This is a genomic window from Deltaproteobacteria bacterium, from assembly GCA_019309045.1.
Lineage (GTDB): Bacteria > Desulfobacterota > Syntrophobacteria > BM002 > BM002 > JAFDGZ01.
In genome coordinates, this window is the sequence record JAFDGZ010000070.1 from 1 (window position 1) to 24,037 (window position 24,037).

At 53.1% G+C, this 24,037-nt stretch carries 23 protein-coding genes; 14 read left to right on the forward strand and 9 right to left on the reverse strand.

Translation table 11 applies throughout. From position 1 onward, the window contains the following. From JRI89_13390 to aroC, 9 genes are all read left to right on the forward strand, one after another. The coding region (locus tag JRI89_13390; protein ID MBW2072232.1) for a DUF72 domain-containing protein at window positions 1-1,024 on the forward strand (1,024 nt) is incomplete at its 5' end. A gap of 341 nt (window positions 1,025-1,365) precedes the next feature. Beyond that, window positions 1,366-5,811, forward strand: a complete 4,446-nt coding sequence (locus JRI89_13395; protein MBW2072233.1) for an FAD-dependent oxidoreductase — start codon at window positions 1,366-1,368, stop codon at window positions 5,809-5,811. Between the two features lie 64 nt (window positions 5,812-5,875). Then, a complete protein-coding gene (locus JRI89_13400; protein MBW2072234.1) occupies window positions 5,876-6,091 on the forward strand; it encodes a hydrogenase iron-sulfur subunit in 216 nt (71 codons plus the stop codon). 21 nt (window positions 6,092-6,112) lie between these two features. Then, complete coding sequence (locus JRI89_13405) at window positions 6,113-6,322, forward strand: hydrogenase iron-sulfur subunit (GenBank protein ID MBW2072235.1); 210 nt, start codon at window positions 6,113-6,115, stop codon at window positions 6,320-6,322. Next, complete coding sequence (locus tag JRI89_13410) at window positions 6,323-7,273, forward strand: 4Fe-4S dicluster domain-containing protein (GenBank protein MBW2072236.1); 951 nt, start codon at window positions 6,323-6,325, stop codon at window positions 7,271-7,273. It abuts the gene before it with no gap. Window positions 7,274-7,329: 56 nt separating this feature from the next. Further along, entirely contained in the window at window positions 7,330-8,373 is a 1,044-nt protein-coding gene (locus tag JRI89_13415) for a 4Fe-4S dicluster domain-containing protein (protein ID MBW2072237.1), read from the forward strand. Window positions 8,374-8,386: 13 nt separating this feature from the next. Next, window positions 8,387-9,229 carry an FAD/NAD(P)-binding protein gene (locus JRI89_13420; GenBank protein MBW2072238.1) on the forward strand — a complete coding sequence of 281 codons (843 nt, stop codon included), beginning with the start codon at window positions 8,387-8,389 and terminating at the stop codon, window positions 9,227-9,229. Window positions 9,230-9,323: 94 nt separating this feature from the next. After that, entirely contained in the window at window positions 9,324-9,779 is a 456-nt protein-coding gene (locus tag JRI89_13425; protein MBW2072239.1) for a Crp/Fnr family transcriptional regulator, read from the forward strand. A 173-nt stretch (window positions 9,780-9,952) separates the two neighbouring features. After that, window positions 9,953-11,032 (forward strand): chorismate synthase, encoded by a 1,080-nt coding sequence (gene aroC, locus JRI89_13430; GenBank protein MBW2072240.1) that lies wholly within the window; start codon window positions 9,953-9,955, stop codon window positions 11,030-11,032. A 314-nt stretch (window positions 11,033-11,346) separates the two neighbouring features. Here aroC and JRI89_13435 read toward each other — a convergent pair whose 3' ends face one another. The 6 genes from JRI89_13435 to JRI89_13460 all read right to left on the reverse strand — a co-directional run bounded on the left by JRI89_13435 (window position 11,347) and on the right by JRI89_13460 (window position 14,244). Further along, the gene (locus JRI89_13435; protein MBW2072241.1) at window positions 11,347-12,132 is read right to left on the reverse strand and encodes a hypothetical protein; all 786 of its coding nucleotides are present in this window, start codon (window positions 12,130-12,132) and stop codon (window positions 11,347-11,349) included. Between the two features lie 9 nt (window positions 12,133-12,141). Beyond that, window positions 12,142-12,372, reverse strand: coding sequence for a DUF1573 domain-containing protein (locus JRI89_13440; protein ID MBW2072242.1), 231 nt, complete (start codon window positions 12,370-12,372; stop codon window positions 12,142-12,144). Window positions 12,373-12,560: 188 nt separating this feature from the next. Beyond that, window positions 12,561-12,908: a winged helix-turn-helix transcriptional regulator gene (locus JRI89_13445; protein ID MBW2072243.1), complete on the reverse strand. Its 348-nt coding sequence runs from the start codon at window positions 12,906-12,908 to the stop codon at window positions 12,561-12,563. Window positions 12,909-13,072: 164 nt separating this feature from the next. Beyond that, window positions 13,073-13,336 carry a hypothetical protein gene (locus JRI89_13450; protein ID MBW2072244.1) on the reverse strand — a complete coding sequence of 88 codons (264 nt, stop codon included), beginning with the start codon at window positions 13,334-13,336 and terminating at the stop codon, window positions 13,073-13,075. Between the two features lie 106 nt (window positions 13,337-13,442). Further along, a complete protein-coding gene (locus tag JRI89_13455; protein MBW2072245.1) occupies window positions 13,443-13,886 on the reverse strand; it encodes an Hsp20/alpha crystallin family protein in 444 nt (147 codons plus the stop codon). A gap of 160 nt (window positions 13,887-14,046) precedes the next feature. Then, a complete protein-coding gene (locus tag JRI89_13460; protein MBW2072246.1) occupies window positions 14,047-14,244 on the reverse strand; it encodes a hypothetical protein in 198 nt (65 codons plus the stop codon). Window positions 14,245-14,306: 62 nt separating this feature from the next. On the opposite strand from JRI89_13460, the gene JRI89_13465 reads away from it, so the two are divergent. Then, window positions 14,307-15,011, forward strand: a complete 705-nt coding sequence (locus JRI89_13465) for a histidine phosphatase family protein (protein MBW2072247.1) — start codon at window positions 14,307-14,309, stop codon at window positions 15,009-15,011. A 430-nt stretch (window positions 15,012-15,441) separates the two neighbouring features. Here the strand turns inward: JRI89_13465 and JRI89_13470 are convergent, their stop codons facing one another. Then, window positions 15,442-16,908 (reverse strand): DegQ family serine endoprotease, encoded by a 1,467-nt coding sequence (locus JRI89_13470; GenBank protein MBW2072248.1) that lies wholly within the window; start codon window positions 16,906-16,908, stop codon window positions 15,442-15,444. Window positions 16,909-17,498: 590 nt separating this feature from the next. Here JRI89_13470 and JRI89_13475 point away from each other — a divergent pair. Next, window positions 17,499-19,415 (forward strand): hypothetical protein, encoded by a 1,917-nt coding sequence (locus JRI89_13475; GenBank protein ID MBW2072249.1) that lies wholly within the window; start codon window positions 17,499-17,501, stop codon window positions 19,413-19,415. Between the two features lie 17 nt (window positions 19,416-19,432). Here JRI89_13475 and JRI89_13480 read toward each other — a convergent pair whose 3' ends face one another. Both JRI89_13480 and JRI89_13485 read right to left on the reverse strand, forming a co-directional pair. Continuing rightward, the gene (locus JRI89_13480; GenBank protein MBW2072250.1) at window positions 19,433-20,284 is read right to left on the reverse strand and encodes a 2-C-methyl-D-erythritol 4-phosphate cytidylyltransferase; all 852 of its coding nucleotides are present in this window, start codon (window positions 20,282-20,284) and stop codon (window positions 19,433-19,435) included. Beyond that, the gene (locus JRI89_13485) at window positions 20,262-20,711 is read right to left on the reverse strand and encodes a hypothetical protein (protein ID MBW2072251.1); all 450 of its coding nucleotides are present in this window, start codon (window positions 20,709-20,711) and stop codon (window positions 20,262-20,264) included. Before JRI89_13485 ends, JRI89_13480 begins: the two co-directional genes overlap by 23 nt. Before the next feature lie 109 nt (window positions 20,712-20,820). Between JRI89_13485 and JRI89_13490 the strand changes: the two genes are divergently transcribed. The 3 genes from JRI89_13490 to JRI89_13500 all read left to right on the forward strand — a co-directional run bounded on the left by JRI89_13490 (window position 20,821) and on the right by JRI89_13500 (window position 23,441). Next, a complete protein-coding gene (locus JRI89_13490; GenBank protein MBW2072252.1) occupies window positions 20,821-21,468 on the forward strand; it encodes a protein-L-isoaspartate(D-aspartate) O-methyltransferase in 648 nt (215 codons plus the stop codon). Window positions 21,469-21,542: 74 nt separating this feature from the next. Continuing rightward, window positions 21,543-22,004: a TIGR00725 family protein gene (locus JRI89_13495; GenBank protein ID MBW2072253.1), complete on the forward strand. Its 462-nt coding sequence runs from the start codon at window positions 21,543-21,545 to the stop codon at window positions 22,002-22,004. A gap of 666 nt (window positions 22,005-22,670) precedes the next feature. Further along, window positions 22,671-23,441, forward strand: coding sequence for a carboxypeptidase-like regulatory domain-containing protein (locus JRI89_13500; protein ID MBW2072254.1), 771 nt, complete (start codon window positions 22,671-22,673; stop codon window positions 23,439-23,441). Window positions 23,442-24,037 lie beyond the last annotated feature (596 nt).

A 24,037-nucleotide genomic window follows, 5' to 3' on the forward strand; every position in this document is an offset into this window, starting at 1 on the left:
GACGTATAGCAAATACCTGGGAGAGGATGACACCCTTATTCTCAAGGTGCCGCAGGTGATATTTGCGCAGAAACTCTGGCGCGGCGGCAGTTTTGTCGACAACGAACTGTATCTGAACCCGGAAGTATTCACCAGGCAGTTCTTCGAGCCTGCAGTGGAAATTCTCGGCAGTCATGTGCAGAGCTTTATTTTCGAACAGGAATATCAGCGCAAGAAGGATCGCCTGGATGTTCACACCCTGTCGGAGCAACTTGACAAATTCTTTCGCCGCATCCCTGCTGATGATCGTTATCACATAGAACTGAGGACCGAATCATATCTGGCCTCACCAGTGTTCCGGCTGTTGGAAAAGTACGGCATTGGCCAGGTATTTTCCCATTGGACCTGGCTGCCGCCTCTGCGGGCCCAGTTTGCCAGAGCAGGACGCAAGTTCACCAGTGCAGCGGCGCAGTGCATAGTTCGTCTCATGACTCCCAGGGGAATCCGCTACGATGAGGCCTATGCCAGGGCGCATCCCTTCAATCGCCTGGTGGAGGAAATGCTGGACCAGAGAATGATCGACGATACTGTGGCGCTCATGGTGACTGCTATCAAAAAGGGTGTTCGCATCAATGTGATCATCAACAATCGCGCCGGCGGCAATGCTCCCCTCATCGCCAGGCAGCTGGCTGCGAGGTTCATGGAGAAGGTGGCTGGCAACCGTGAAGGTGGCTGGCAACCGTCATGGTTGATTATGCTATTTGCGGAGCAGCCTTTCATGCCAAGCACCGTTGCTCTTGAAGCTCGGCTACGGCCTGGGTTACGATGCCTGTTTCGTCATCCAGCCAAGTATATCGCGGTTCTTACCGTTGCCGTAAACCGTTTGCCGATACGGGCTTCGTTGCCGTTGCCCATTACCAGTTCTCCGACACAGGGCAAGGACTTACTCGGCTACGGCTGCGGTCACGATGCCCGTTTCGGCTTGCGGCCACGTAACACGGTTTTTACCGTTGCCGTAAACCGTTTGCCGATACGGGCTTCGTAACCCTGGCCGAGAAACGAGCAGTTCAACTAAAGCCTGCGGCTACCAACATGTTGCCGAGACATTCCCAGATAACTGATAACTGACAACCGACAACCGTGCCCCGCCACATCAGGTGCACTTTCATTTTGCCATCAACCTCTATTCATTCATAGAAGCTCTTGACATGGCACACCCAGCACATTTAAATGGGTAGACGTGGATAAATTGTATTTCCAGGTTCCCTGCAAGAGTGCGATTCAGATCACTTGACAAGCGAAGATCAAGCAGTTAATTTTGCGGGACCCCAAAATAATGTGGCAGTTTTCACAATTTATAGACAACACTTCTGGAAGGGGCAATACATGGCAAAATCAGCAGCATCTCAGCAAAAAGTCGCCACAGGCGCCGCCGTGGTTGTGGGCGGTGGTATTGCTGGTATGCAGGCCTCTCTTGACCTGGCCGACTCCGGCTACAAAGTATATCTGGTGGAAAAGAGCCCGGCCATCGGCGGGGCCATGGCCCAGCTGGACAAGACCTTTCCCACCAATGATTGCTCCATGTGAATAATCTCTCCCAAACTGGTCGAGGTCGGCCGGCACGCTAACATCGAATTGCTCACCATGTCCGAGATCCTGAAGGTCTCGGGTGAAGCTGGACATTTCAAGGTCTCCATCAAGAAACAACCTCGCTACATCGACCTGGAACGATGCACCGGCTGCGGCGACTGCGCCGAGGTGTGCCCTGTGGTTATGCCCAATGAGTTCGACCTGGGTCTCGGCACCAGAAAGGCCACCTACAAGCCCTATGCCCAGGCCATCCCAGGCGGCTATGCCATCGAGAAGCTGGACCGCTCGCCCTGCACCAACAGCTGCCCCAACCAGGTGAACGCCCATGGCTACGTGGCCCTCATAAGCCAGGGACTCTACCGGGAAGCAATGGAAGTGATCATGGATACCCTGCCCTTGCCCGGTGTCATCGGCCGCATATGTCCACACCCCTGTGAGAGCAGCTGCCGCAGGCAGCTGGTGGATGCACCTCTGTCGATCTGCGCCCTCAAGCGCTTCGTTGCCGACCAGGTAGACATCGAAGACCTGTCCCTGCCCGAGATAGAGGCAAAGGAGGAAAAGGTTGCCATTGTCGGCTCCGGACCTGCCGGCCTCACCGCTGCCTACTTCCTGGCCAGAGAGGGCTACAGGGTCACTGTATTCGAAGCTCTGCCCGTGGCCGGCGGCATGCTGCGGGTGGGCATCCCTGACTACCGGCTGCCGCCGGCAGTGCTGGAAAAAGAAATCAGGGCCATTACTCGTCTTGGTGTAGAAATCAAGCTGAACACTGCTCTTGGCCGAGATTTCACCGTAGACAACCTCTTTTCTCGAGGTTTCAAGGCTGTCTACCTTGCAGTGGGCGCCCACAAGAGCCTCAAGCTCAATATCCCCGGAGAGGAGGCCGACGGTGTAATCCCCGGAGTCGACTTTCTCAGGCAGGTCAACCTGCGAGAGCTAACCTCCATAAAGGGCAAGGTGGTGATTGTAGGCGGCGGCGACGTTGCCATAGATGCGGCCCGCTCTGCCTTGCGGTTGGGGGCTGCACAGGTCACCATACTCTATCGCCGCACCAGAACAGAAATGCCCGCCCGCCAGGAGGAAGTCGAGGATGCCCTGGCCGAGGGTGTTGCCATCGAGTATCTCAGAGCCCCCAGCGAGATTGTCGTCAAAGACAATCGCCTGGTAGGCATAGCATGCCTGCGCATGGAACTGGGTGAGGCGGACGCCAGCGGTCGCAGACGGCCGCTGCCTGTACCCGGCAGCGAGCACCTGGTGGAGGCCGATCTGGTAATCCCCGCCATTGGCCAGCAGCCGGATGCCGCGGTTCTGAGCGACATAGCCGGCCTGGAGCTGAGCAGCCGCAATACCATCATGGTTGACCCACTCACCTATGAGACCAGCAGAGAGGGGGTGTTCGCCGGCGGCGACGCCGAGCACGGGCCATGGATCGCCATTGCAGCTGTGGCTGCTGGCCGCGAGGCAGCCGTGTCCATCAGTCGCTATCTCAGGGGCGAGGACCTGCGGGTCGGCCGGGAAAAGCATGAGGTGAGCCAGACGAACTTCTCCCCCATTCCTGCTGACATCCAACCCAGGGAGCGGGCTGAAACAAAGCGTATTCCCATGGCCGAAAGGCTGCAGGGTTTTGCCGAAGTGGAGCTCGGCCTGAGCGAGGAACAGGCCAGGGCTGAGGCAGCCAAATGCCTCAACTGCATGGTGTGCTCCGAATGCATGCAGTGCGTCAAGGCCTGCAAAGCCGAGGCCGTAAATCACCAGATGCAGCCGGAGGTCCTCGAGTTGGAGGCGGGCTCTGTAATCCTCGCTCCTGGATTCCAGGCCTTTGACCCCACAGCTTATGAAGAATACGGCTACAGTCTTGTTAACAATGTGGTCACCAGCCTGGAATTCGAACGGATGCTCTCTGCCTCGGGACCATTTCTGGGCCATGTTGTGCGGCCGTCAGACAAGAAGGAGCCCCAGAAAATCGCCTGGCTGCAGTGCGTGGGCTCGCGGGACATCAACCACTGCGATCACGGCTACTGCTCCAGTGTATGCTGCATGTATGCCATCAAACAGGCGGTCATAGCCAGGGAACATGCCAAGAATGGCCTGCAAACAGCCATTTTCTTCATGGACATGCGCACCCACGGCAAGGATTTTGACAGATATTACCAACGGGCCAGGGAGGAGCATGGAGTGCGCTTCATCCGCTCCAGAGTCCATTCAGTGGAGGAAGACGTTGAGAGTGGAGATCTGGTCCTCTCTTATGTGGATGAAGCAGGCAGGCCTCTCCAGGAACGCTTTGACCTGGTGGTGCTCTCGGTGGGCCTGGAAACGGCCGACAGCGTACTGCAGCTTGCCGAGAGATTGAGCCTGGAGGTTGACGACGATGGCTTTTGCAGGACTGCCACATTCGAACCGGTGGCCACCTCCAGAGAGGGCATTTACGTATGCGGCGCCTTCCAGGGGCCAAAAGACATCCCCCAGTCGGTTATGGAAGCAAGCGCTGCTGCAGCTGCTGCCGGCAAGCTCATGGCTGCGGCCCGCAACACACTCACCACGGTCAGGGAGGCAACTCCAGAGGTGGATGTGAGGGGCGAGCCGCCCCGTATAGGGGTCTTTGTTTGCCACTGCGGCATCAATATCGCCGGCGTGGTAGATGTGGCAGCTGTGAGGGATTATGCTGCCACCCTGCCCTACGTGGTCCACGTGGAAGACAATCTCTACAGCTGCTCCCAGGACACCCAGGACAAAATGCTCAGAGTCATCCGGGAGCACAACCTCAATCGAGTGGTGGTGGCAGCCTGCACCCCCAGGACCCACGAACCCCTGTTTCAGGAAACTCTGGTGAACAGCGGTCTCAACAAGTATCTCTTCGAGATGGCCAACATTCGCAACCAGGACTCCTGGGTGCATGCCGACAACCCGGAGGCAGCCACCAGTAAAGCCAAGGACCTGGTGCGCATGGCAGTAGCGCGCGTGGCGCTGCTCGAGCCTCTGTGGGAGACCTCGGTGGACATCGAGCAGTCAGCTCTTGTGGTGGGTGGCGGAGTGGCCGGCATGGTGGCCGCTCTGGAACTGGCAGAACAGGGCTATCCTGTAACTCTGGTAGAGGCCGACTCCAGGCTCGGCGGTCAGGCTCTGTCTCTGCAAAAGACCTGGCGCGGTGAAGACGTGGGCTCCTATGTCAAAGACCTTGTTTCCAGAGTGCGGGGCCACCAGCACATCAAGCTGTACCTCAATGCCACTCTGGAAAACTCCAAGGGATTCGTGGGCAATTTCGAAACCACCGTGCGGATCCACCGAGGCAAGCGCAGTCATTTCAGCGTTGTCAGACACGGCATTGTAATTCTGGCCACCGGCGGCCAGGCTGTGGAGCCCACAGAATATCTCTACGGTAAACACAGCTCGGTGCTCCTCTGGCACCAGATCAGAGATGCTGCCAGATCAGGAGACCTGGCCAGGGCGAAAAGCATTGTCTTTATTCAGTGTGTGGGTTCCCGGGAGCAAGAACGGCCCTATTGCAGCAAGATCTGCTGCACCTTTGCCATTCAGGAAGCTGTAGCCATCAAGGCTGCCAGACCTGAAACAGCAGTATACATTCTTTACCGCGACATCAGAACCTTTGGCAGGAGAGAACACCTCTACCGAAAAGCCCGAGAGCTCGGGGTTATCTTCATCCGCTACTCTGTCGACGCCAAGCCTGCAGTAGAAATGGACAGGGACAACCGTCTGGCCGTGACAGTCACCGACCACATCCTGCAGCGGTCCGTGCGACTCGAGCCCGACTTTGTGGTCCTGGCCAGTGCCATCCAGGCAAGAGGGCTGGAGACGCTGGCCCAGATGTTCAAGATTCCTCTGACCGAAGACGGCTTTTTCCAGGAGGCGCACGCCAAGTTGAGACCGGTTGATTTTGCCATAGACGGCATATTCCTCTGCGGCATGGCCCACTATCCAAAACCGCTGGAAGAGTGCATTGCCCAGGCCAAGGCAGCGGCAAGCCGGGCAGTCACCGTGCTTGCCCGCGGTGAGATCCAGGTGAGCGCTCAGGTGGCCACAGTCAACCCCTTGAAGTGTTCTTCATGTGGAGAGTGCGTGGCCATCTGTCCCTATGGCGCTCCTGCCTTCAATGAGCGGGGGGTCTCTGAGATAAACCGCGCCCTGTGCAAGGGCTGCGGTTTGTGTGTGGCCTCGTGCCGCTCCGGGGCCATTGACCTCAAAGGTTTTGAGGATCAACAGATCTATGCCATGCTCGAGGAGATCTAGCAGTGAACCACGCTATGCTACGACCATGAACCTGTGTCTGTCACCTGAAATCCGAGGTGTGAACATGGATAAAAACAGTGCTGACCAATGGCAGCCCAAGATTGTTGCCTTTCTCTGCAACTGGTGCTCCTATAGCGCCGCCGATCTCGCCGGAGTGAGTCGCCTGCAGTATCCGCCCAATATCCGGGTGATACGGGTGCCGTGCACCGGCAGAATGAACCCAAAATTCATTCTGGCGGCCTTCCGTCAGGGCGTAGATGGGGTGTGGGTTTCTGGCTGACACCCCGGCGACTGCCATTACCTGGAAGGTAATTATTACGCCAGAAGAAAGTTCGCCCTTTTCAAGAATCTTATAGAATATATGGGGATAGAGCCCGGCAGGTTGCATTTCTCCTGGATTTCTTCTGCTGAAGCAGGAAAATTCGTTCAGGTGGTGGAGGAAATCAGCGAACAGGTGCGCCAGTGCGGTCCAGCCCGTAGACTCATCAAGACAATACCTGAGGTTGCCTAGATGGAGAATTATACAAAAAGAGTCAGAGACATCGCCCGAAACCTCCTGGTCGAAAAAAAGGTGGAAGCGGTCATAGGCTTCCAGGCCGGCACCATCCCCATGATGAGCCAGCCAGTGATGATCAGGAAGGCATCAGAGGCCTCCAGGATGCATTGGGATTCGTTCTGTGCAGCTAATCTGGCCAACTATCTCCGTGGTCTACAGATAAAGACAGCGGTCTTTGCCAAAGGCTGCGACAGCCGCAACATTGTTGTCTTGCTCCAGGAACACCAGGTCAATCGGGACCAGCTTCACATCATTGGCGTACCCTGTGTCGGCATGGTTGATAGACGCAAGGTATTGGCGGAGCTCGAGGGCAGAGAGCCCACAAAGGTGAACCTCTCTGAGGATGCCATCATCGTCCACTATGCGAACCGCAAGAAGTCTCTGGAACGACAGCACTATCTCCTGGACAATTGCACTATCTGCCAGCATCGCAACCCGGTACTCTTCGATGAGCTGCTGGCTGAGCCTGTGCAAGAACAGAACGGCATGGATCGCTACCAGGATATTCGCGGCATCGAGGAGCTGGATGCGGAGCAACGCTGGCAATACTTCCAGGAGTTGCTGGCCCCCTGTATTCGCTGCTATGCTTGCCGCAATGCCTGCCCCATGTGCTACTGCCCCACCTGCTTCGTGGACGAATCCACACCGCAGTGGCTGGGCAAGACTACAGATCCTGTGGATACCATGACCTTCCACTTCCTGAGGGCCTACCACCTTGCCGGCCGCTGCACGGACTGCGGCAATTGTGAACGGGCCTGTCCAATGGGAATAAAAGTGCGGCTGCTCACCAAAAAGCTGGAGAAGGATGTCAGGGAGCTCTATGGCTACGAAACCGGCTTGAGCGTGGATGAACTCCCTCCTCTGGACCGCTATCGCATAGATGATCCCCAGGAGTTTATTAGATAGCCAGGCCGGCTCTTGTTGATGCCGTCCAAGCGAACTAAAGGAACAGGACCAGGGCAATGGCAAAAAAAGTTATAGACAAGGCAAAACTGCAAGAGATTCTGGCCCGCCTCGGCAAACTTTACCGGATATACGCACCGGTTCGCCAGAATGGCGCCGTGGAATTTCAGGAAGTAGAAGGCCGCCTGGACATAGTTGTGGATTTCCACAACTGCCGCATCTCACCTAAAGGCTTCATGCTGCCCCAGACAGAGTACCTATTCACTTATACCACGGCAAAGGACCGCCAGGATGCGGCAATTCTACACGAAGTGCGACAAAGTGGCCAGGATCGCATCATCTTTGCTATTCGTCCCTGCGATGCCAGGTCTTTTCAGCTGTTGGACCTGAACTTCCAGACAGCCGACTGTGTGGATCCATGGTGGCTGGAGCGTCGTGACTCTACCATCCTCATAGGCCTTGCTTGCAATACTCCCTGCAGCACTTGCTTCTGTACTTCTGTGGGCGGTGGGCCCTTTGCCACCGAAGGTCTCGATGTACTTCTGATTGATACGGGCAGCACTTTTGTGGCCCAGGAGTGTTCAGAAAAAGGAAAAAGAGTTCTGCAGGCAGCCGGCATTGACACGGAGGCCCCTGCGGAGGTGATCAAGCAAGCCGATGAACTGCAGAAAAAGGCCGAGAGCTCCATTAGCAGCACTGTTCCCACGGACAACTTGAGAGAGCAGGACCTCAAGGCACTGTTCCAGGCCGAATTCTGGGAGCCCATCCAGTTCGCCTGCATCAACTGCGGCGTCTGTACTTTTCTCTGTCCTACCTGCTGGTGCTTTGACATCCAGGACGAAGTGCGCAGGGAACGCGGCGTCCGGCTCAGGCTCTGGGACAGCTGCATGTTCCCTCTTTTTACCCTGCATGGCTCCGGCCACAATCCACGGGCCCAGAAACTACAGCGGGTGAGACAGCGTTTCATGCACAAACTCAAATATTTTGTAGACAAATACCAGACAACTGTGGCGTGTGTGGGCTGCGGTCGCTGCGTGGAATACTGCCCGGTAAATATTGACATCCGGCAGGTATTTCAACTGATGAACGATTATGAAGCATAGAGAGGCAAGAACCATGCGCAATCCCCTGCTGCCCTTTCCGGTAAAGATAGATGACATAGTGGTCGAGACAGAAGATCGCAATCTGAAAACTTTCAAGCTCACCTTCCTCAACCCCGAGGATGAAAAACTTTTTCAGCACCGGGCTGGCCAGTTTGCGGAACTCTCTCTTGCAGGCAAGGGCGAAATTCCCATTGGTATTGCTTCCTCGCCTACAGAAAAAGGCTACCTCCTCTTCACCGTCAACAAGGTGGGCCTGGTCACTACCGCCCTGCACCGTTTGCAGGCTGGTGATATTATTGGCGTGCGAGGTCCTCTCGGCAACAGTTATCCCTGGGAGCAGCTCGAGGGAAGCAATGTGGTTGTCATTGGCGGCGGCTTTGCCTTTACCACTCTGAGGGCTTCCATAGTTTACATGCTCCACCCTGACAATCGCCAGCGTTTTGGCGATATTACGGTGATTTACGGCGCCAGAACTCCGGGCATGCTGCTTTACAAGAGTGAACTTGCAGAATGGCAGCAGCGTGACGATATCAGCATGCACATCACAGTGGACGCCACTGATGACCCGGAGTGGAAATATAATGTGGGCTTCGTACCTACCATTACCAAAGAAAAGGCGCCCAGTGCGACAAACAGTTACGCCATCGTTTGCGGGCCGCCCATCATGATAAAGTTTACCCTGCCAGTGCTTGCCGAACTGGGTTTCACCCAGGAGCACATAATAACCAGCCTCGAGATGCGGATGAAATGCGGCATCGGTATGTGCGGCCGCTGTAACATCGGCACCGAGTATGTGTGCAAAGACGGCCCCGTCTTCAGCCTGGCTCAATTGGCCAGACTACCGGCAGAATACTAGTGCTGGGCGCGATCCTATCCAGCAAAACTTCTTGCAGTCACGAGCAGGTCTGCGTATCATAGAGAAACACTATAATTAATGCCAGGAGGAAGAGGTGGTCAAACTAGAGGACTTGCAGGCGATTATCATTCTCCACGACCTCAGCGAGAGCATGTTGAAGAAAATCGCCAATATCACCCTGCAGTTCGAGTTCAAAACCGGTGATTACATATTCAAAGAAGATGAGTTCGCCAGGTATCTCTACGCCATTATAGAGGGAAAAGTTGGCCTAGAACTGGAAAAAATAAGCGGCAGCGTGGTCATGATCGATACTGTGACCCGCGGCCACGCCCTTGGTTTTTCTGCTCTTGTCAATACAGAGCAAAAGAAATACACCACCTATGCCAGAGCACTTACCCATACAAAGCTCTATGCCTGGGAAGCGGCAGACCTGGAACGGTTGTTTCACGAGGATTACGAACTCGGCTTCCTCTTTATGAAGAGGATTGCGCGAATCGCCAAGAGCAGGCTCCAGGTCAGGAATGTGCAATTCCTGGACATATACGCTTAGCAGCAAGATCGCTGCTCTCGAATGAACCGAACTGTCAGATACTATTTCTTTACACCTATCATCTTTCGCCTTGAAATGTGAGCCTGAAATGGGCCATTTTTATCGCCCGCCTCCTTATCCTCTACCACTACGGAGGGGCGGTTTTATTATTGTTTGAGGAAAGGAGAATGAACATGTCCAGCTCTTTCGGCGTCCTGTTTCGGCTGAGCACCTTTGGTGAATCCCACTCCAGGGGGGTGGGCGTTGTCGTGGACGGCTGCCCACCTCTTGTTCCCATAAGCGAAGAAGACATCCAGGCTCAGCTGGATAGACGACGACCAGGCCAGAGCACCCTCAGCACAGCAAGAGCCGAATTGGACAGAGTGACCATCTTATCGGGTGTAGAACAGGGCAAGACCCTCGGCACCCCTATTGGTCTGCTGGTGGGCAATGTGGACCAACGTCCGGGTGATTATGAACACCTGCGCTCCATTCCCAGGCCCTCTCACGCCGATTACACCTACTGGATCAAGTACGGCATCCGATCCTATAGCGGCGGAGGCCGCGCCAGCGCCAGAGAAACTATTGGCCGAGTTGCAGCTGGGGCCATCGCCGAAAAGTTCCTCCAGCACGTTTTCGGAGTGGAAATCGTCGCCTGGGTCAGTTCCGTCGGCACAGTCGACGCCCCGGAGATCAACAGTGATCTGGTCAGCCGGCAGGAAGTAGACAGCACCCCGGTTCGCTGCCCCCACCCCGAAAGTGCGGCAGAGATGACCAGGACCATCCTGGAAGCCAAAAAAAGCTCTGATTCTATAGGGGGTATAATTTCTTGTGTGTGTCGCGGTGTGCCGCCAGGCTGGGGAGAGCCGGTTTTTCACAAAATGGAAGCGAGGCTGGCCCAGGCCATGTTGTCGATTCCGGCAACAAAAGGCTTCGAGGTAGGGTCAGGCTTTGCCGGCTCCAGGATGCGCGGTTCGGAGCACAACGATCCTTTTGTCCAGAAAGAAGGTCGACTGGGAACCAGGACGAACTACAGCGGCGGCATTCAGGGAGGCATAACCAATGGCGAGCCTGTTTATTTCCGGGTGGCATTCAAACCGCCGGCAACTATTGGCAAGCCTCAGGAAACGGTTGACTTCAATGGCAAACAGGTGATCCTGGAGGCGCGAGGCCGGCACGATCCCTGCGTGGTTCCCCGGGCTGTACCAATCGTGGAGTCCATGGCAGCTCTGGTGCTGGCAGACCTGGCGCTCCAGCAACAGGCGCGCCGCTAGCTCGCGCCATACATCTTCTTGGACCTCCGGCAATCTCTTGCTGCGCTCTAGTGAGCAATTCCACCCAGCCGCAGGCCCCAATGCAAGAAAAGAGAAAAGAAAAAGGCATTTCAAGACATAGGTGAACTTGGGAAATTACATTGGGGCTCATCAGCTCATTGTGCAATAACTTATGCGGTCGAGTACTAGTAATGAATTATTTTCATTAAAGAAAGTGTCCTAGAATCCTTTCAAACTGAAGGGCGTCCTCCTGCTCGTCATGAGAAGCCTGGATTTTGAACAGACCTTTGCTACCGACCAACCTTTTCTGAAAATTAATCTTTTACCAGTGTTAGACTGATAGGCACCTTGAACTCTTGCCCTCCAGTAGTCTGGATCACCAGAGTTTCGTTGACAGTGCCTGCAGGTATCTGATCAACAAGGGCTATTATCTCTATTCGGTATTTATTCGCTGGTTTTTCACTGAACGCTTTGGCCTCCACCAGAAAATATTTCTTATTGTACTGCATGCTTTGTATATCAATCACCATGCCCCTGTTATTAGAGAGCACCACCGTCTTTTTTAGCAGACGTCCATCAGCTTTCTTGGCAATTATCCTGCCGAAAACCACACTGGAGGGCCAGACATCTATCTGTGGACGAATACGGATATACACTGGCACCCTGACCTCTTTTTTCTTGGGATGATCTGTCAGCAGCTTGATGAATCCTGACTTGTATACTCGCTCTGTGGCCTTGCAAACTACCTCGAGTCTGAAGGATTTTCCTCCCTCTTCCGGTTTCAATTTGTAGTCCACCAGCTTGCCAAGGTTGCTCGTTATGTCTTTGATCTCAAAAGGCCTATTGTCGCTGCTGGAAATATAGCGAGTCTGCCGCAGTTCATCTCCAACTAACCCTCTAAGGATAATTCTGGAAAGCGGCTTGACTTCTATGTATGGCCGCACTTCAGCGGTAATATAAATCTTCATGGTTGGCTGATCGGGGTCATTACTGCGAACCATTGCACTTTTTCTGATTTTTCCCTGAAAGCCCTTGGTATTTACCAGCAAGGTTATTTCTCCCGTCCCACCTGGGGGGATGGCCTTGTCGAAATTGGCCACAGAACACCCTCAACCAGGTTTTACCTGATAAATCTTCAGTTCGGCATCTCCACTGTTTCTTACCTCAAAGGTATGGCTGATTTTTGCTCCCTCCCACACGTTGCCGGCGTCAAAGGTAGGAGCAGAAAAAACCATGTGGGGTTTGCCTGATGCAGCAAAGCTCACTTGAATGAGGAATCCTAGTAGTACTGCAGAAATGAGAATAAGAACGGCCGGCCATTGCTTTACTCTTGTTACCATAATGAACACTCCTTGCGATAATTACCGCATCTGTGGGTTAATCCGAGAGGGACTCTCTTCTTGGGCAACTGGCTAGTTTATCCTCGAACGGTGCTGTTGCTTCTACTCAAATTGCTGCAACACATATGCCAGAGAGATCTTTTGGGGACAAGATTCGACTAGACGTCGAATCGACTTGATGAAAAAGTTCACATTTTGGCGCAAGTTGATCTATCAACCGTCCTGACCTGCTCGAAAAGGTTCAGGATTTCCGGATCGTTTTCCAGCCATTGGCGAAGATTGGCCAGAACCGTCCTGGCATATTGATTGGTCTCATCCGTCTTTGCTAATCTGAAATTTGTCCACATGCCATTCTTTTCACCTCGAACGAGATCGGCATCCTCCAAAATTCGTAGATGCCGAGAAACACTGGGCTGACTCACTCCGAGAACCGCTTGCATTTCACAGACACAAAGTTCCCGGTGCTGGAGCATCTTCAGAATCTTCGTTCGCGTGCCATCAGCAGCCGCCTTCATAACCCTCAGGTAGGTTCTCATAACAATCCTCCAGCTCTACGATTTTTGGTTGTATAACCATATAGTTATCAAATGTCAATAGATCCAGCTTCGAGCAGCTCAAATAAAAACCCACCAGGTCTGCTAACCTGGTGGGCTATATAGAAAGCACCATATCTATGGTGCAGTAAGATTTGGCTACCTTATCACCATCGCTGCCACAGAAACAATCTCTGTAGACTATCCGCAAAGTCTTGTTCGAAAGGACTATCCCAGCTAACCCGCCAGTCATAGTGTCGCAGCCACTGACGTCGGTGGTGGGCGAGTGAAATTGCAGCAATACCTGCGAGGACTAATACTGAAGAGATGAAGACTACCAGCAGCATAGGAAACAAAATGATAACGAAGCCAATAAGAATAAGCATAGCCCCCGGCATGTATGGCAAGTATTGTTGTATTCGCTCCTTCATAGATCGCCATCCTTCCTGTAAACCTAACCTCAGGCTAGGCGTGTCCCTGAGCTAAATTGGACACGCCTTCTCGCCTGTTTTTCGAACCAGAACTGCGAACATTTCCTTAACTTGCCACCTTGATCCTTCGCGGTTTGTGTTTCTCCGCTTTGGGCAAGGTAATTGTAAGTACGCCGTCCTTGTAGTTGGCATCCACAGCGTCGTTTTTGACCTCTACAGGCAAACGAAAGCTTCTCATAAAGACACCGTAGGTTCGTTCTTTTCGATGGTAGTTCTCTCGTTTATCTTCAGACTCTCTCTTCTTCTCACCACGGATGGTCAACACATCACCGGTGAGAGAGATATCAATATCCTTGCTATTCATACCCGGAAGTTCAGCCCGAACAATGACGTCCTCTTCTGTCTCGGAAACGTCAAAGGCTGGAACCCACTCTTCTCGCTCTTTCCACAGGGTAGGGATATCAAAGTCTTCCAGGAACCAGTCAAACAGGTCTTTTTCTGGTCGTGCAACTCCTGTACTCCTCCGAATCCAGGGTACGAGTTCAAACATAGTATGCACCTCCTTCATTAATTATTTCATCCTCTTACATCTTTTTGGACATAAAATAAGCACGACTTGCTTGACGTCAAGGGGGGAGGGTTATTTTTTTGCCCGGAATCAGACCTTCCTGCCGAGCACGGTTGCTCTTGAAGCTTGGTTACGGCTACGGTCACGATGCCCGTTTCGGCCTGCGGCCACGTGATACGGTTTTTACAGTTGCCGTAAGCCGTTGGCCGATACGGGCTTCGTTGCCGTTGCCCATTACCAGTTCTCCGACACAGGGCAAACGCAGGCTGAAGCGGGCAGAAATAGTGAGTGCTCGAGTAAAAGACAAAATTGCCGCTGTCTTCTCTGTTGCAGTATTCATTGATAGGAAATAGTATTCTCTGGCAACAAGCTTTGCTTTTTACATTGCCAGGAGAGAGAAAAGTGACCGATCGGGCAAAGGAAGCTCCATCTGGAAAATGCAGCCGGGCTTATCTCGTTCGTCATGGGGTGACAGCTCATAATAAACTGGGCATTTTTACAGGGTGGGGCAAAGAACCTCTAGACGAGCAAGGCGTACAACAAGCAAGGAGACTTGCCAGGGCGTTTGTAGGAATAAGACTGGCAGCATTTTATACCAGCCCTGTTGCTCGGGCCCTACAGACAGCCGAAATTATTGCCTATCAACTGCCCTGCCAAGTTTTGCCAGATTCTGATCTTGGTGAACTGAGAATACCCATGTGGGAGGGGCTTTCTTCCAAGACAATCCAGGCCCTCTATCCAGAGCAATTTCACCTGTGGCAGCGACAGCCTGCCCGCCTCTCGATGCCTGGCATGGAGGATCTCGCCACGCTCCAGAAAAGAATAGTAGGCTGGTTGGAGAGGAAATTTCAGGAGCATGCTGGTGCTGATTTTGCCGCTGTCAGCCACATGGGGCCCATCAGAGTGGCCATGCTGCACTATCTGGGACTGAGTCTCGAGCACTACAGGGAAAACATAATTGCCAACGCTGCCGTGGTGGTCTTTATAAAGAAATCAGTGAACCAGGAAGTAATAGTGGAGGGCCCCTATACAGGTGGTTGTAAAAGACAGCTGCTGTCAGCAGGCTGCTCCCTGTGCTCGCCGCAGCAGATGCGGATGAACAGATAGCACAAGACAGAGGGCATGCAATGGCAAGTCAATGCCAGACGAGAAAGCAGCCCGAAGCTGCTTTCTCGTCACGGGTAAAAAGTTCTGCTACTGCAGCATATTTTGCAGACCGTCGACAATCCTTTTTGGTATGGGATTCGAGTCCTCTGTGAGGTAAAGCGCCAGAATGTCAGCGGGTACGTTCAACTCCTCCCCTGCCTTCTCGAGATCAATGCCCTTTTCATCGCCTTCTTTTCACTCGGATCCATGCTCCCCTCCTTCTTTGCAACCATGGGCTTCGCGTAGGCCCCGCCGCTGCTCCGTCCTTTCATATCCTTGAAGAATTTACCTCAATAACCGTCACCAGGCAAGTGCTTCTCTCATGTCTCGAGAAACGGGGACATTCTCATGACTATTATTGCTAGTGACGTCATGGCTTTACGATGACGGGTTATTCTGGCACTGGTTTCACCGTCACATAAAATGTCTGACTGCCTCGTCTTACGAGAAAGAGAACCGTATCTTTCCCCTTGGCTTCCTCGAGAGCGTCTTTGTATTCCGACACTGATTGAATGCTGTGGCGGTTTACCTCTTTGATCACGTCTCCTCGCTGCAAGCCAGCATCATCTCCAGGACCACCCGGCGTCACATCTGTAATGACAACACCTTTTTCGTCCTTGGGCAAATCAAGCTGGACTGCCAGTTCAGGCGAAAGCGTTTGTACTGATATGCCCAGTTCTGTGGCTGTCGGTGCGGTAAGTTCTGACAGCTTCTCCGGCATAGTACCGATCTTCACCGTTACTGTCTGCTGTTTCCCTTCCCTGATCAAGCCAACCTTTATTCGTTCCCCAGGCTTTGTGCCAGCAACCACTCTACTCAACTCATGCGGTGACTCTATGCTCTCATTGCCGAACTTTACAATGATGTCGCCCCTTTTGATGCCGCTTTTTTCAGCAGGTGAATTTTTGATTACGTCCGCCACCAGAGCGCCGCCAGCCTGCTTCAGGCCGAAAGATTTTGCCAGCTCTGGAGTGACTTCCTGGATGCTCACCCCCAGCCAACCCCGGATGACTTTGCCCTTTTCGAGTTGGGGCAGGAGTGTCTTGGCTATATTTATTGGAATGGCGAAACCGATTCCCTGTCCAGAGGCCACAATGGCAGTATTGATGCCAATGACCTCCCCTTTCATGTTGAACAATGGTCCGCCGCTGTTTCCCGGGTTGATGGCAGCATCGGTCTGCAGAAAATCATCGTAAGGGCCTGCACCGATAACCCGACCTTTTGCACTGATGATGCCCACAGTCACCGTGCGCTCGAGGCCGAATGGGTTGCCGATCGCCATGACCCACTCTCCCACCTTGACCTTATCAGAGTCCCCGAGAGGGGCTCCTTCAGAGACATGTAATTTTCCTTTGGCCCTGATTAAAGCCAAATCTGTCTTGGGATCGCGGCCAACAATTTCGGCCTTGATTTCTTTGCCGTCATCAAGTTTCACCACAATTTCATCAGCATTGGCAACCACATGATTATTTGTCAGGATGTAGCCCCTGTCTGGATCAATAATAAAGCCTGAGCCAAGACTGCGCTGTTTCTGCTCCCTTGGCATCTGCCCGAAAAATCTTTCAAAAAAATCGTCTCCAAAAAAATCTCGAAAAGGTCCCCGCCGGCCGAAGGGATGAGGGAAAGGACGTCTCTTGATAATCTTGGTGGTGGAAATATTGACAACCACATCCTTGACCCGGTCGACCAGCTCGGTAAAAGACACCGGCGCATGCGGATAAGGTTTTATCTTCTTTTGCATGGCAGCAGCTTCTGGCTGAGCCATCAGCGAAGTGGCAAGCATTGCCGCTATCACTGCAAAGAGCACCCCCAGGGCAAGCACGCCGGGTCTTTTCGTCTTTCTGTAGACTTTGTACATATCCTCTCCTTTTCTCGCTGTCTACGTTCGCTTGATGGACCGCTTCAACACGCCCTCGGGCATCCAGGGTCTAGCAATCCGCATCCTTTATCTATTATGTTATTTTTGCTCAACTTAGACAATCGGAACGGCCTTAAGTTCCCGGGCAGTCTTGTTTTAGTCCTGAAAGGCACCTAGTATAATACTAATGCAACCTATGTAAAGGCCAAGTCATAAGTTTTTCAGCTGTGCACCCCGGTGAAGGCCGAGCAGTCGCCTGGAATCAGCTATCTATACGAAAACGATATCACTCTAAGAAGGAATCTGCCAAACAGCTGCTGGACCAGCGCTGCTCCAGTAGACAGCGGATATACACATGGACATCTGGCAGTTCAATGAACCTGAACCTCTAGCACCATTCATGAGGGTCTTGCAGCAAAGGGCGCCACAATTGGCACTCCATGCTTCCTGCCTCATGCAAGCTCCCCCAACTTCGGGTGCACAGCATCTCACTGCCCTGGCAACAGGTCTGACAGACTCCTGTGCGGCTGTCCGTCAATCTGTGCTTTCCTGCCTGGCTTCCCCCGGGCTGGTACAGGGAGCCTGCTGTCATGAGAGAGGTAGTTGAGCTGGCAGCCAGTTATGGAGAACCAATATGCGCTTCTTCATTGGCTGCCGTCTTCCAGCTGGCCTTGAAGCGCCGCTCTCCCGGATATTCTCGCCTTTTACTGCAGCTTTCTCAACGCTGGGGAGCACCATCCAGGCGCGCCCTCCTCAGGTCCCTGCAGCGCCGCCTGCGCCCATCTATTCCTGTTGGGGTGCTTCGGTTGCTGCTTGCCTCACCCGGGCCATCTCTGGCCCAGGTGTACCGGATCCTGTCAGCTGCCAGACAACAGATGCAAGCAGACTGCTGCAGAAAAAGACATGCACCACCTCTTTGTAATTCCAGAAAAATCTCCTCTTGCCGCACCCAGGTCAGTGGTTCGAGAAACCAGGTGGCGCCCCGCGCTTTTCTGAAGGCAGCCGGACGTCCTGCTCTGCGCGGTGCACGACGGCAAGAATGGCATTTGCTGAAGCATCCTTTCACAAGTTGCCGCCGCAGAATCGCAGGACCAGAGTGGCACAGCAGAGAGAGCTGGCACAGGCGACAAGGCGAGCCTGTGCGAACAAGGTTGGCCCCCGAATTTTCTCTAGAGCAGAGCCGACGACCCAGTGCCTTCAGCAACTGTCTCACTGTGAGCCGTTGGGGTGAGAGGCCAAGAGAAGAAGTAAGGTATTTGCAAAGGCTGGTCTCCTACCAGTCTGAAGAGCTTGTCCATCTATTCCAGCTGGCTCGAAAGGTCAGTCGCCAGAGCAGGAAAGTCGTGGTAACCCTTCACAATGCTACTCTTGGCGCTGCCAGCGGCTGGGGCATTCCTCCTTTCTCCCAGCAGCTTCCGCCCGAGCTGACCAGCGTCTTTGCCAAACAGGTGCGCAGTAGACAACGCGCCCTGCAGAAGGCTTACACCAACAACACCCACTGGCAGGAAAGGATTCAGCACCAAATCCAGCTGTGGAGCTCGAGGTTGATCCGGCCCCGTTTGCTCAAAGAACTTCACTGCATGAAAACGAGTCTTCTGGTCCACGAACTGCCCCTTGATCAATGGCACCTGCAACTGGAGCGCTTATCTGACTTGTTGTCAGAACAGGACCGCCATCGTCTCCGGGAAGGAAAAATCTTGGCTGTCGACCTCCTTCCTGTCACTGACATTGACAGCCGACTGCAGGCCACTTTCGCCTGGTACCTGGAGAAGAAGCATTGCCATCTTTCTTTCATCACGCTGTTATTGAGTCTCCTCAAGGTAGGGGAACAGTTGCTGCAGACAGGAAGGGCCGAATTTCTAGTGCTGCCAATCATTGACAAATTCTTTGCCTCGTCACTGCGAGACCTGGATCTAGAGTTTCTCCCTGGCTTTGTAGAAATGCTTCAACTGGCAAAAGCAGAGCCGCTTTTTCTTCTTGTCGACGACACAGCCAGGCGCGAAAAACCCAGCCTGCAGCTGGCAATGGCAAAATGGCAGCGCACCCTGCCCTTTCGAGGGCTCGGCGTTTTCTCGCAACCAGAAAACTTCCTGGAACCGACGCCAGCGGCCATTCTGGCGCACGTCAAAGACACCACATTGTTTGCACTCAGGCCTTTTACCGAGGTCCACAACCCCATGACACTCAGCACCTTGCTTGCCACGAGACCCGATAATTTTCTTAGCAGGACGGGATATGATTCTGCCTGGAAGGATGAACTGCCTTTTCTTTATACGGGAACGCAGGTTGAGCCCTTTACCGGTCCCTGCGATCAGCCGGAAGAGTTCCCTCCTCTGGTGGGCACCTCGAGAGGACCAATGCTTTTTGGTACTTACTACCGCACCCACCTCCGGCAGCTTGCCTTGAGGCGGCTTGGTCTCGAATCGCAGCCTGTTGCGGCTGCTGGGTGCAGCTCGGAACTTGATATGCTCTGGCAGGAATATGCCCGGATGGCAAATCTATTATAAGTCCGGATATGCAAGCGCTAAGATTGTCCGTGTGGATGTCCACTTTCGGCATAGAGGTTCGCTGCCCAGTACCCTGCCGGGTTGCCCACATCAAACCCTTTGCCGCTCAATTCCACAGCCAGCAACCCCTTTTCTCTGGCGATAGCCTGCACAACAGGGACGTCATCCACCTCACCTTCGGCGAGAGGCCGAATTCTTTCCACATAGTCGAAAAAATGCGGCAAATAAATGCCTCCTCCGAAGCTCTTTAGCCTATCTTTTGCCGACTCGGCAGGTGGACGCTCTGGTAGTTTGTCAGAATAGCTCAGGACCCGCATGACCCGCCTGGACTCCGCTGTCATCGGCTCCACCTCCAGGAAACCAACATTGCCGAAAGTGGTTGTCTCCTCAGGCGTCAACCAGAGCGCTCCTATGGTATCCATACCAAAACGAGTGAAAAAGGGCAGCATTTGTGCCACCACCGGCAAGCCATCCAGCAACACATTGTCAGGAAAAATGAGGGCAAAGGGCTCATTGCCGACAAAATCCCGACACAAACTCACCGCATCAGCTATGCCGACAGGTTGGTGCTGGACAAAGAAAGAAAATTTACATGAGCGGAAAAGAATCTTGGTATGAGCCTCCACTCGCGGTCCAACAAACTGATGCTGGTCTTCGAGTATGAATTGCCTGATGTTCTCCTTTTCAGGACTGATAACTATGGCAATTTCACGAACCCCGCTCGCAGCCAGGGCTTCTATGCTGTGAACAATGAGAGGCTTTGCTGCCACCATGAGCAGCTCTTTTGGCAGATCACCAGCTACCGATCTTACCCGGCTCCCCTTGCCCGCTGCTGGAATTATCGCTTTACTGACTCTCGTAAATGACACGGTATGTCTCCATAACCACATCTGCCATGAGGTTCTCATAGGCCCGATCGCGTATCTTTTGTTGCGGCTTCCATTCCTCTTCCCATAGACCTTTTTTCTGCACAAACACCTGCATGGTCAGCGACGTCTTGTTGCCTGCCGCCAGGGATTTGAAGTTGGCAATGACCTTGCTGCGATATCTGCCATCCACAAGCCAGTCTGTTTGCAGCTGCTGTGGTGAATCTGTGGCAGGCTGCAACACGAAGTTCTTTTTCTGCAGCACTCTCTCCACTGCCTGTCGGACTATTGGCTCCGGGGCATCGATAACCTGGCTGGCAGGCTTATTGGGAACCCCTTCCAGGCCACCGGTAGGAGTGGTACATTGCCCCAGGGCAGACAATAAGAACAGTAGCAGGGCCGTAAGCCCGTACCTGGTACACCTGTGCATTTCTTCTTTTCCTCTCACTACACAGGAGTTTTGCGTTGACAACCGCTCCGTGGCTACACTATTTTCAGTGAAAAGCTGCAAATACTAGACCCCATATGAGGTCGTGCCTATGGAATACGCCACCGCCCGCAACCGCATGGTTGAAAATCAGCTGATAAGCCGAGGCATCAAGGATCAGAGAGTGCTGCAAGCCATGCGGACTGTTCCCCGCCATCTATTCGTCGAAGAAGCCCTCCGGAATCAGGCCTACAGCGATCATCCTTTGCCAATCGGCGAGAAGCAGACCATTTCCCAGCCATATATGGTGGCGCTCATGACTGAAGCCCTGGAACTTCAGGGTGACGAACGCGTTCTGGAAATCGGCACCGGCTCTGGCTATCAGGCCGCCATCCTAGCAGAACTCGCCGAGAAAATCTATTCAATTGAACGTCTCCGCTCCCTGTCCATGAGGGCACGACGTATTTTGGACAAACTGGGTTATCTGAACATTGTTTTAAAGGTTGGTGACGGCACCATAGGTTGGAAGGAAGAAGCTCCTTTTGACGCCATCATTGTCACGGCCGGCTCGCCGGACGTACCTCAACCCCTGGTCGATCAGCTGGCAGTGGGCGGCAGACTCGTGATCCCTGTTGGAGACAGGTATTCCCAGTCGCTCATGAAGATAGTCAGGGAGAAAACAGGGCTCAAGAAAATCGATCTGGGCGGCTGCCGCTTTGTGAACCTGGTGGGCCAACACGGCTGGCAATCTTCAAACTAGGCAAGCTCCCAGCAAACTGGCTGCAGATGTGCCAGCAAAAAAGAGACCCTGCGGACCCGGATTCCTGCGTTGTCATGAGAAAACGGACCTCCATAATCGGCGTCATAGGTGCCGGGCAGTGTGATCAGGAGATCTATCATCTCGCCCGTGCTGTAGGCAGGGAAATCGCCCGCAAAGGCGCCATTCTGATATGCGGCGGCCTGGGTGGCGTCATGGCAGCGGCTGCTGAAGGCGCTGCTGATGCTGGAGGCCTCACCGTTGGCATCCTGCCGGGTGAATCCACTCGGGACGCCAACCCTTACATTCAGGTGCCTATAGCCACCGGCATGGGACAGGCACGAAATGTTATTATCATTCACACCGCGGATGTTCTCATTGCAATCTCAGGTGGAGCAGGAACATTATCTGAGATCGGCCACGCCCTCAAGACTGGCAAGCCTGTTGTCGGGCTGCAAACCATTGCCAACATCAAAAGTGTACGCTACGTGGAAACTGCCAGCCAGGCAATAGCTGCTGCCTTTGAATACCTCTCTTGAGGTTTTTTCCCATAGCAGTATGCTCAGCCGTTTACTTCAGCAGACCAGAAAGTAGGGCTCTGATCTGTTGTTCCATTACATGAACCCGGCTGCGGCTACGGCCTGGGTTACGATGCCCGTTTCGGCTTGCAGCCTGTATATCGGTTTCTACCGTTGCCGTAAACCGTTTACCGATACGGGCTTCGTAACCCTAGCCGAGAAACGAGCAGTCAAACTAAAGCCTGCGGCTACCAACATGTTGCCAAGAGATTCCCCGATTTCCAATAACGGCCATTCCAGTTGCTGCTCGACAAACTCACCTGTTGCCAGATGCTGGTGTATAAAAACGTATACATCTTGTATAGAAGTGTAGTAACTTATGGAAATAATAATATTATTACTATGTCAACAGCCAGCAGCACACGGTGAAAACCTTTTAATGTGTCCCATATTGTCAAAAAAGTGACAAAATATGTACCCCAAAACAGCATTTTGCTGTAAGAATTAACCTTCAGTCCCCTGCTGGCAAACATCGGGTCTACTCTTTTTTATACCTTCAACTTATTATTATTAAAGATTATTTTAGCCACGCCTTGATCATGACCTGACTTATGGCACCCTAATTGCTCATTCGTACAACAAAAGATACGAAAAAGGCTCCTTGGTGAAGGAGGAAGGAGGATGACAATGAAGAAACACCTGCTTGGCCTGCTTGCCTGTGCAGTGTTGCTGCTCTTTTTCGCCGCCAGCGTTTCTGCTGGTTGGTGGCATACAGGCTGGGGAAGGCACTACAGGAGCACTGCCCATGACATGCACAGAGTGCATCCCTGGGCGCGCCTGTTTCGCAGCGGCGACATTATCGGCACAGTGGTTTGCTCTGAAGACAATACCATCCCAGCAGAAGGGGCACAGGTCTTCATTCCAGGGGCATCGTTTGTCGCCATCACTGATGCAGACGGCACGTTTAGAATCTACAACGTCCCTAGGGGAACTTATGACATTGCCGTAGAATTTACAGAGGGCGTGGGCAGTGGTCAAACTGGAGTAAAGGTATTTCCTCGAAGAGTGACTAGATTGGCAGAGCCGCTGGTGGTGAAATGCGAAACTGAAAATGAAGTAGGCAACGATGTGCCCCAACCTCCAGTGCTAGAATCTATTGTAAAATTGGCTGACGATGGTTCAGCAACTCGGTCTTTTTTTGGCAGTGAAGACAAATACCAACTGACAGTCAGAGCAGAGGCTGGATCTGTAGTTCATCTTTTCACCTCAGGAGACTGTGCAGACGGCACTGATTATACCCAGATAACAATGCCGCAAGGCAGCAGCAATGTTACTCTCACCTTCCAGGTCTCTCTGGCATCCTTCTTTTCAGAAATATCCCTGACTGCGGAAAACGAAGTTGGCATGTCCGAGTGTGCAGGCCCATACCAACTATCAGAGGCTCTGCTCACGGAGTAGCAAGCCTCTGCGCTTGCAAAGAACGGCGGCTGGAAGAAAGCCCTTCCACCGCCGTTTTTTTTGAGTGCTTTAGTAATGCGAATATCACGCATTGCCTTATATCCAGCCATGGGTGCAGCAGCGATTCTGGCTGTCGCAGTTCAGCCATGGACCGATAGCAACGCAAGTCAGCCCTGGCATGAACACTTCTCCAGATGAAACCTTGTGGTTGAGGCCAGTCCTGCGGCCGTAGGTTATCACGCTACCATAGCGCGAGACATACTCAATTATTGACACGCCCCTGGCCTCCTCTGGCAGGCATATCGGGGCCATCTTACCTCGCCATGACCGGCCTGGCCCAAAATCTATCATTCTGGCTATAAAAATTTTTTAAGACCTTCAAAACTTTTTATGGTGCATCTCTGATGGTGTGGCTATGGAAGGCCAGTACCGTCCTTTATCATCATGACCATAACGCCCTGGTTTTAAAAATGTTTTCGTTTTTGCTGTCTTCTTGTGTCGACCGCCTGCCCCCCTTTCCTTCTGGCATATCCTTTGCTCAAAAGTCTGTGCACAATGTGCTCAGATTTTCCATCAACTTAGCGGAAAGGGTGTTG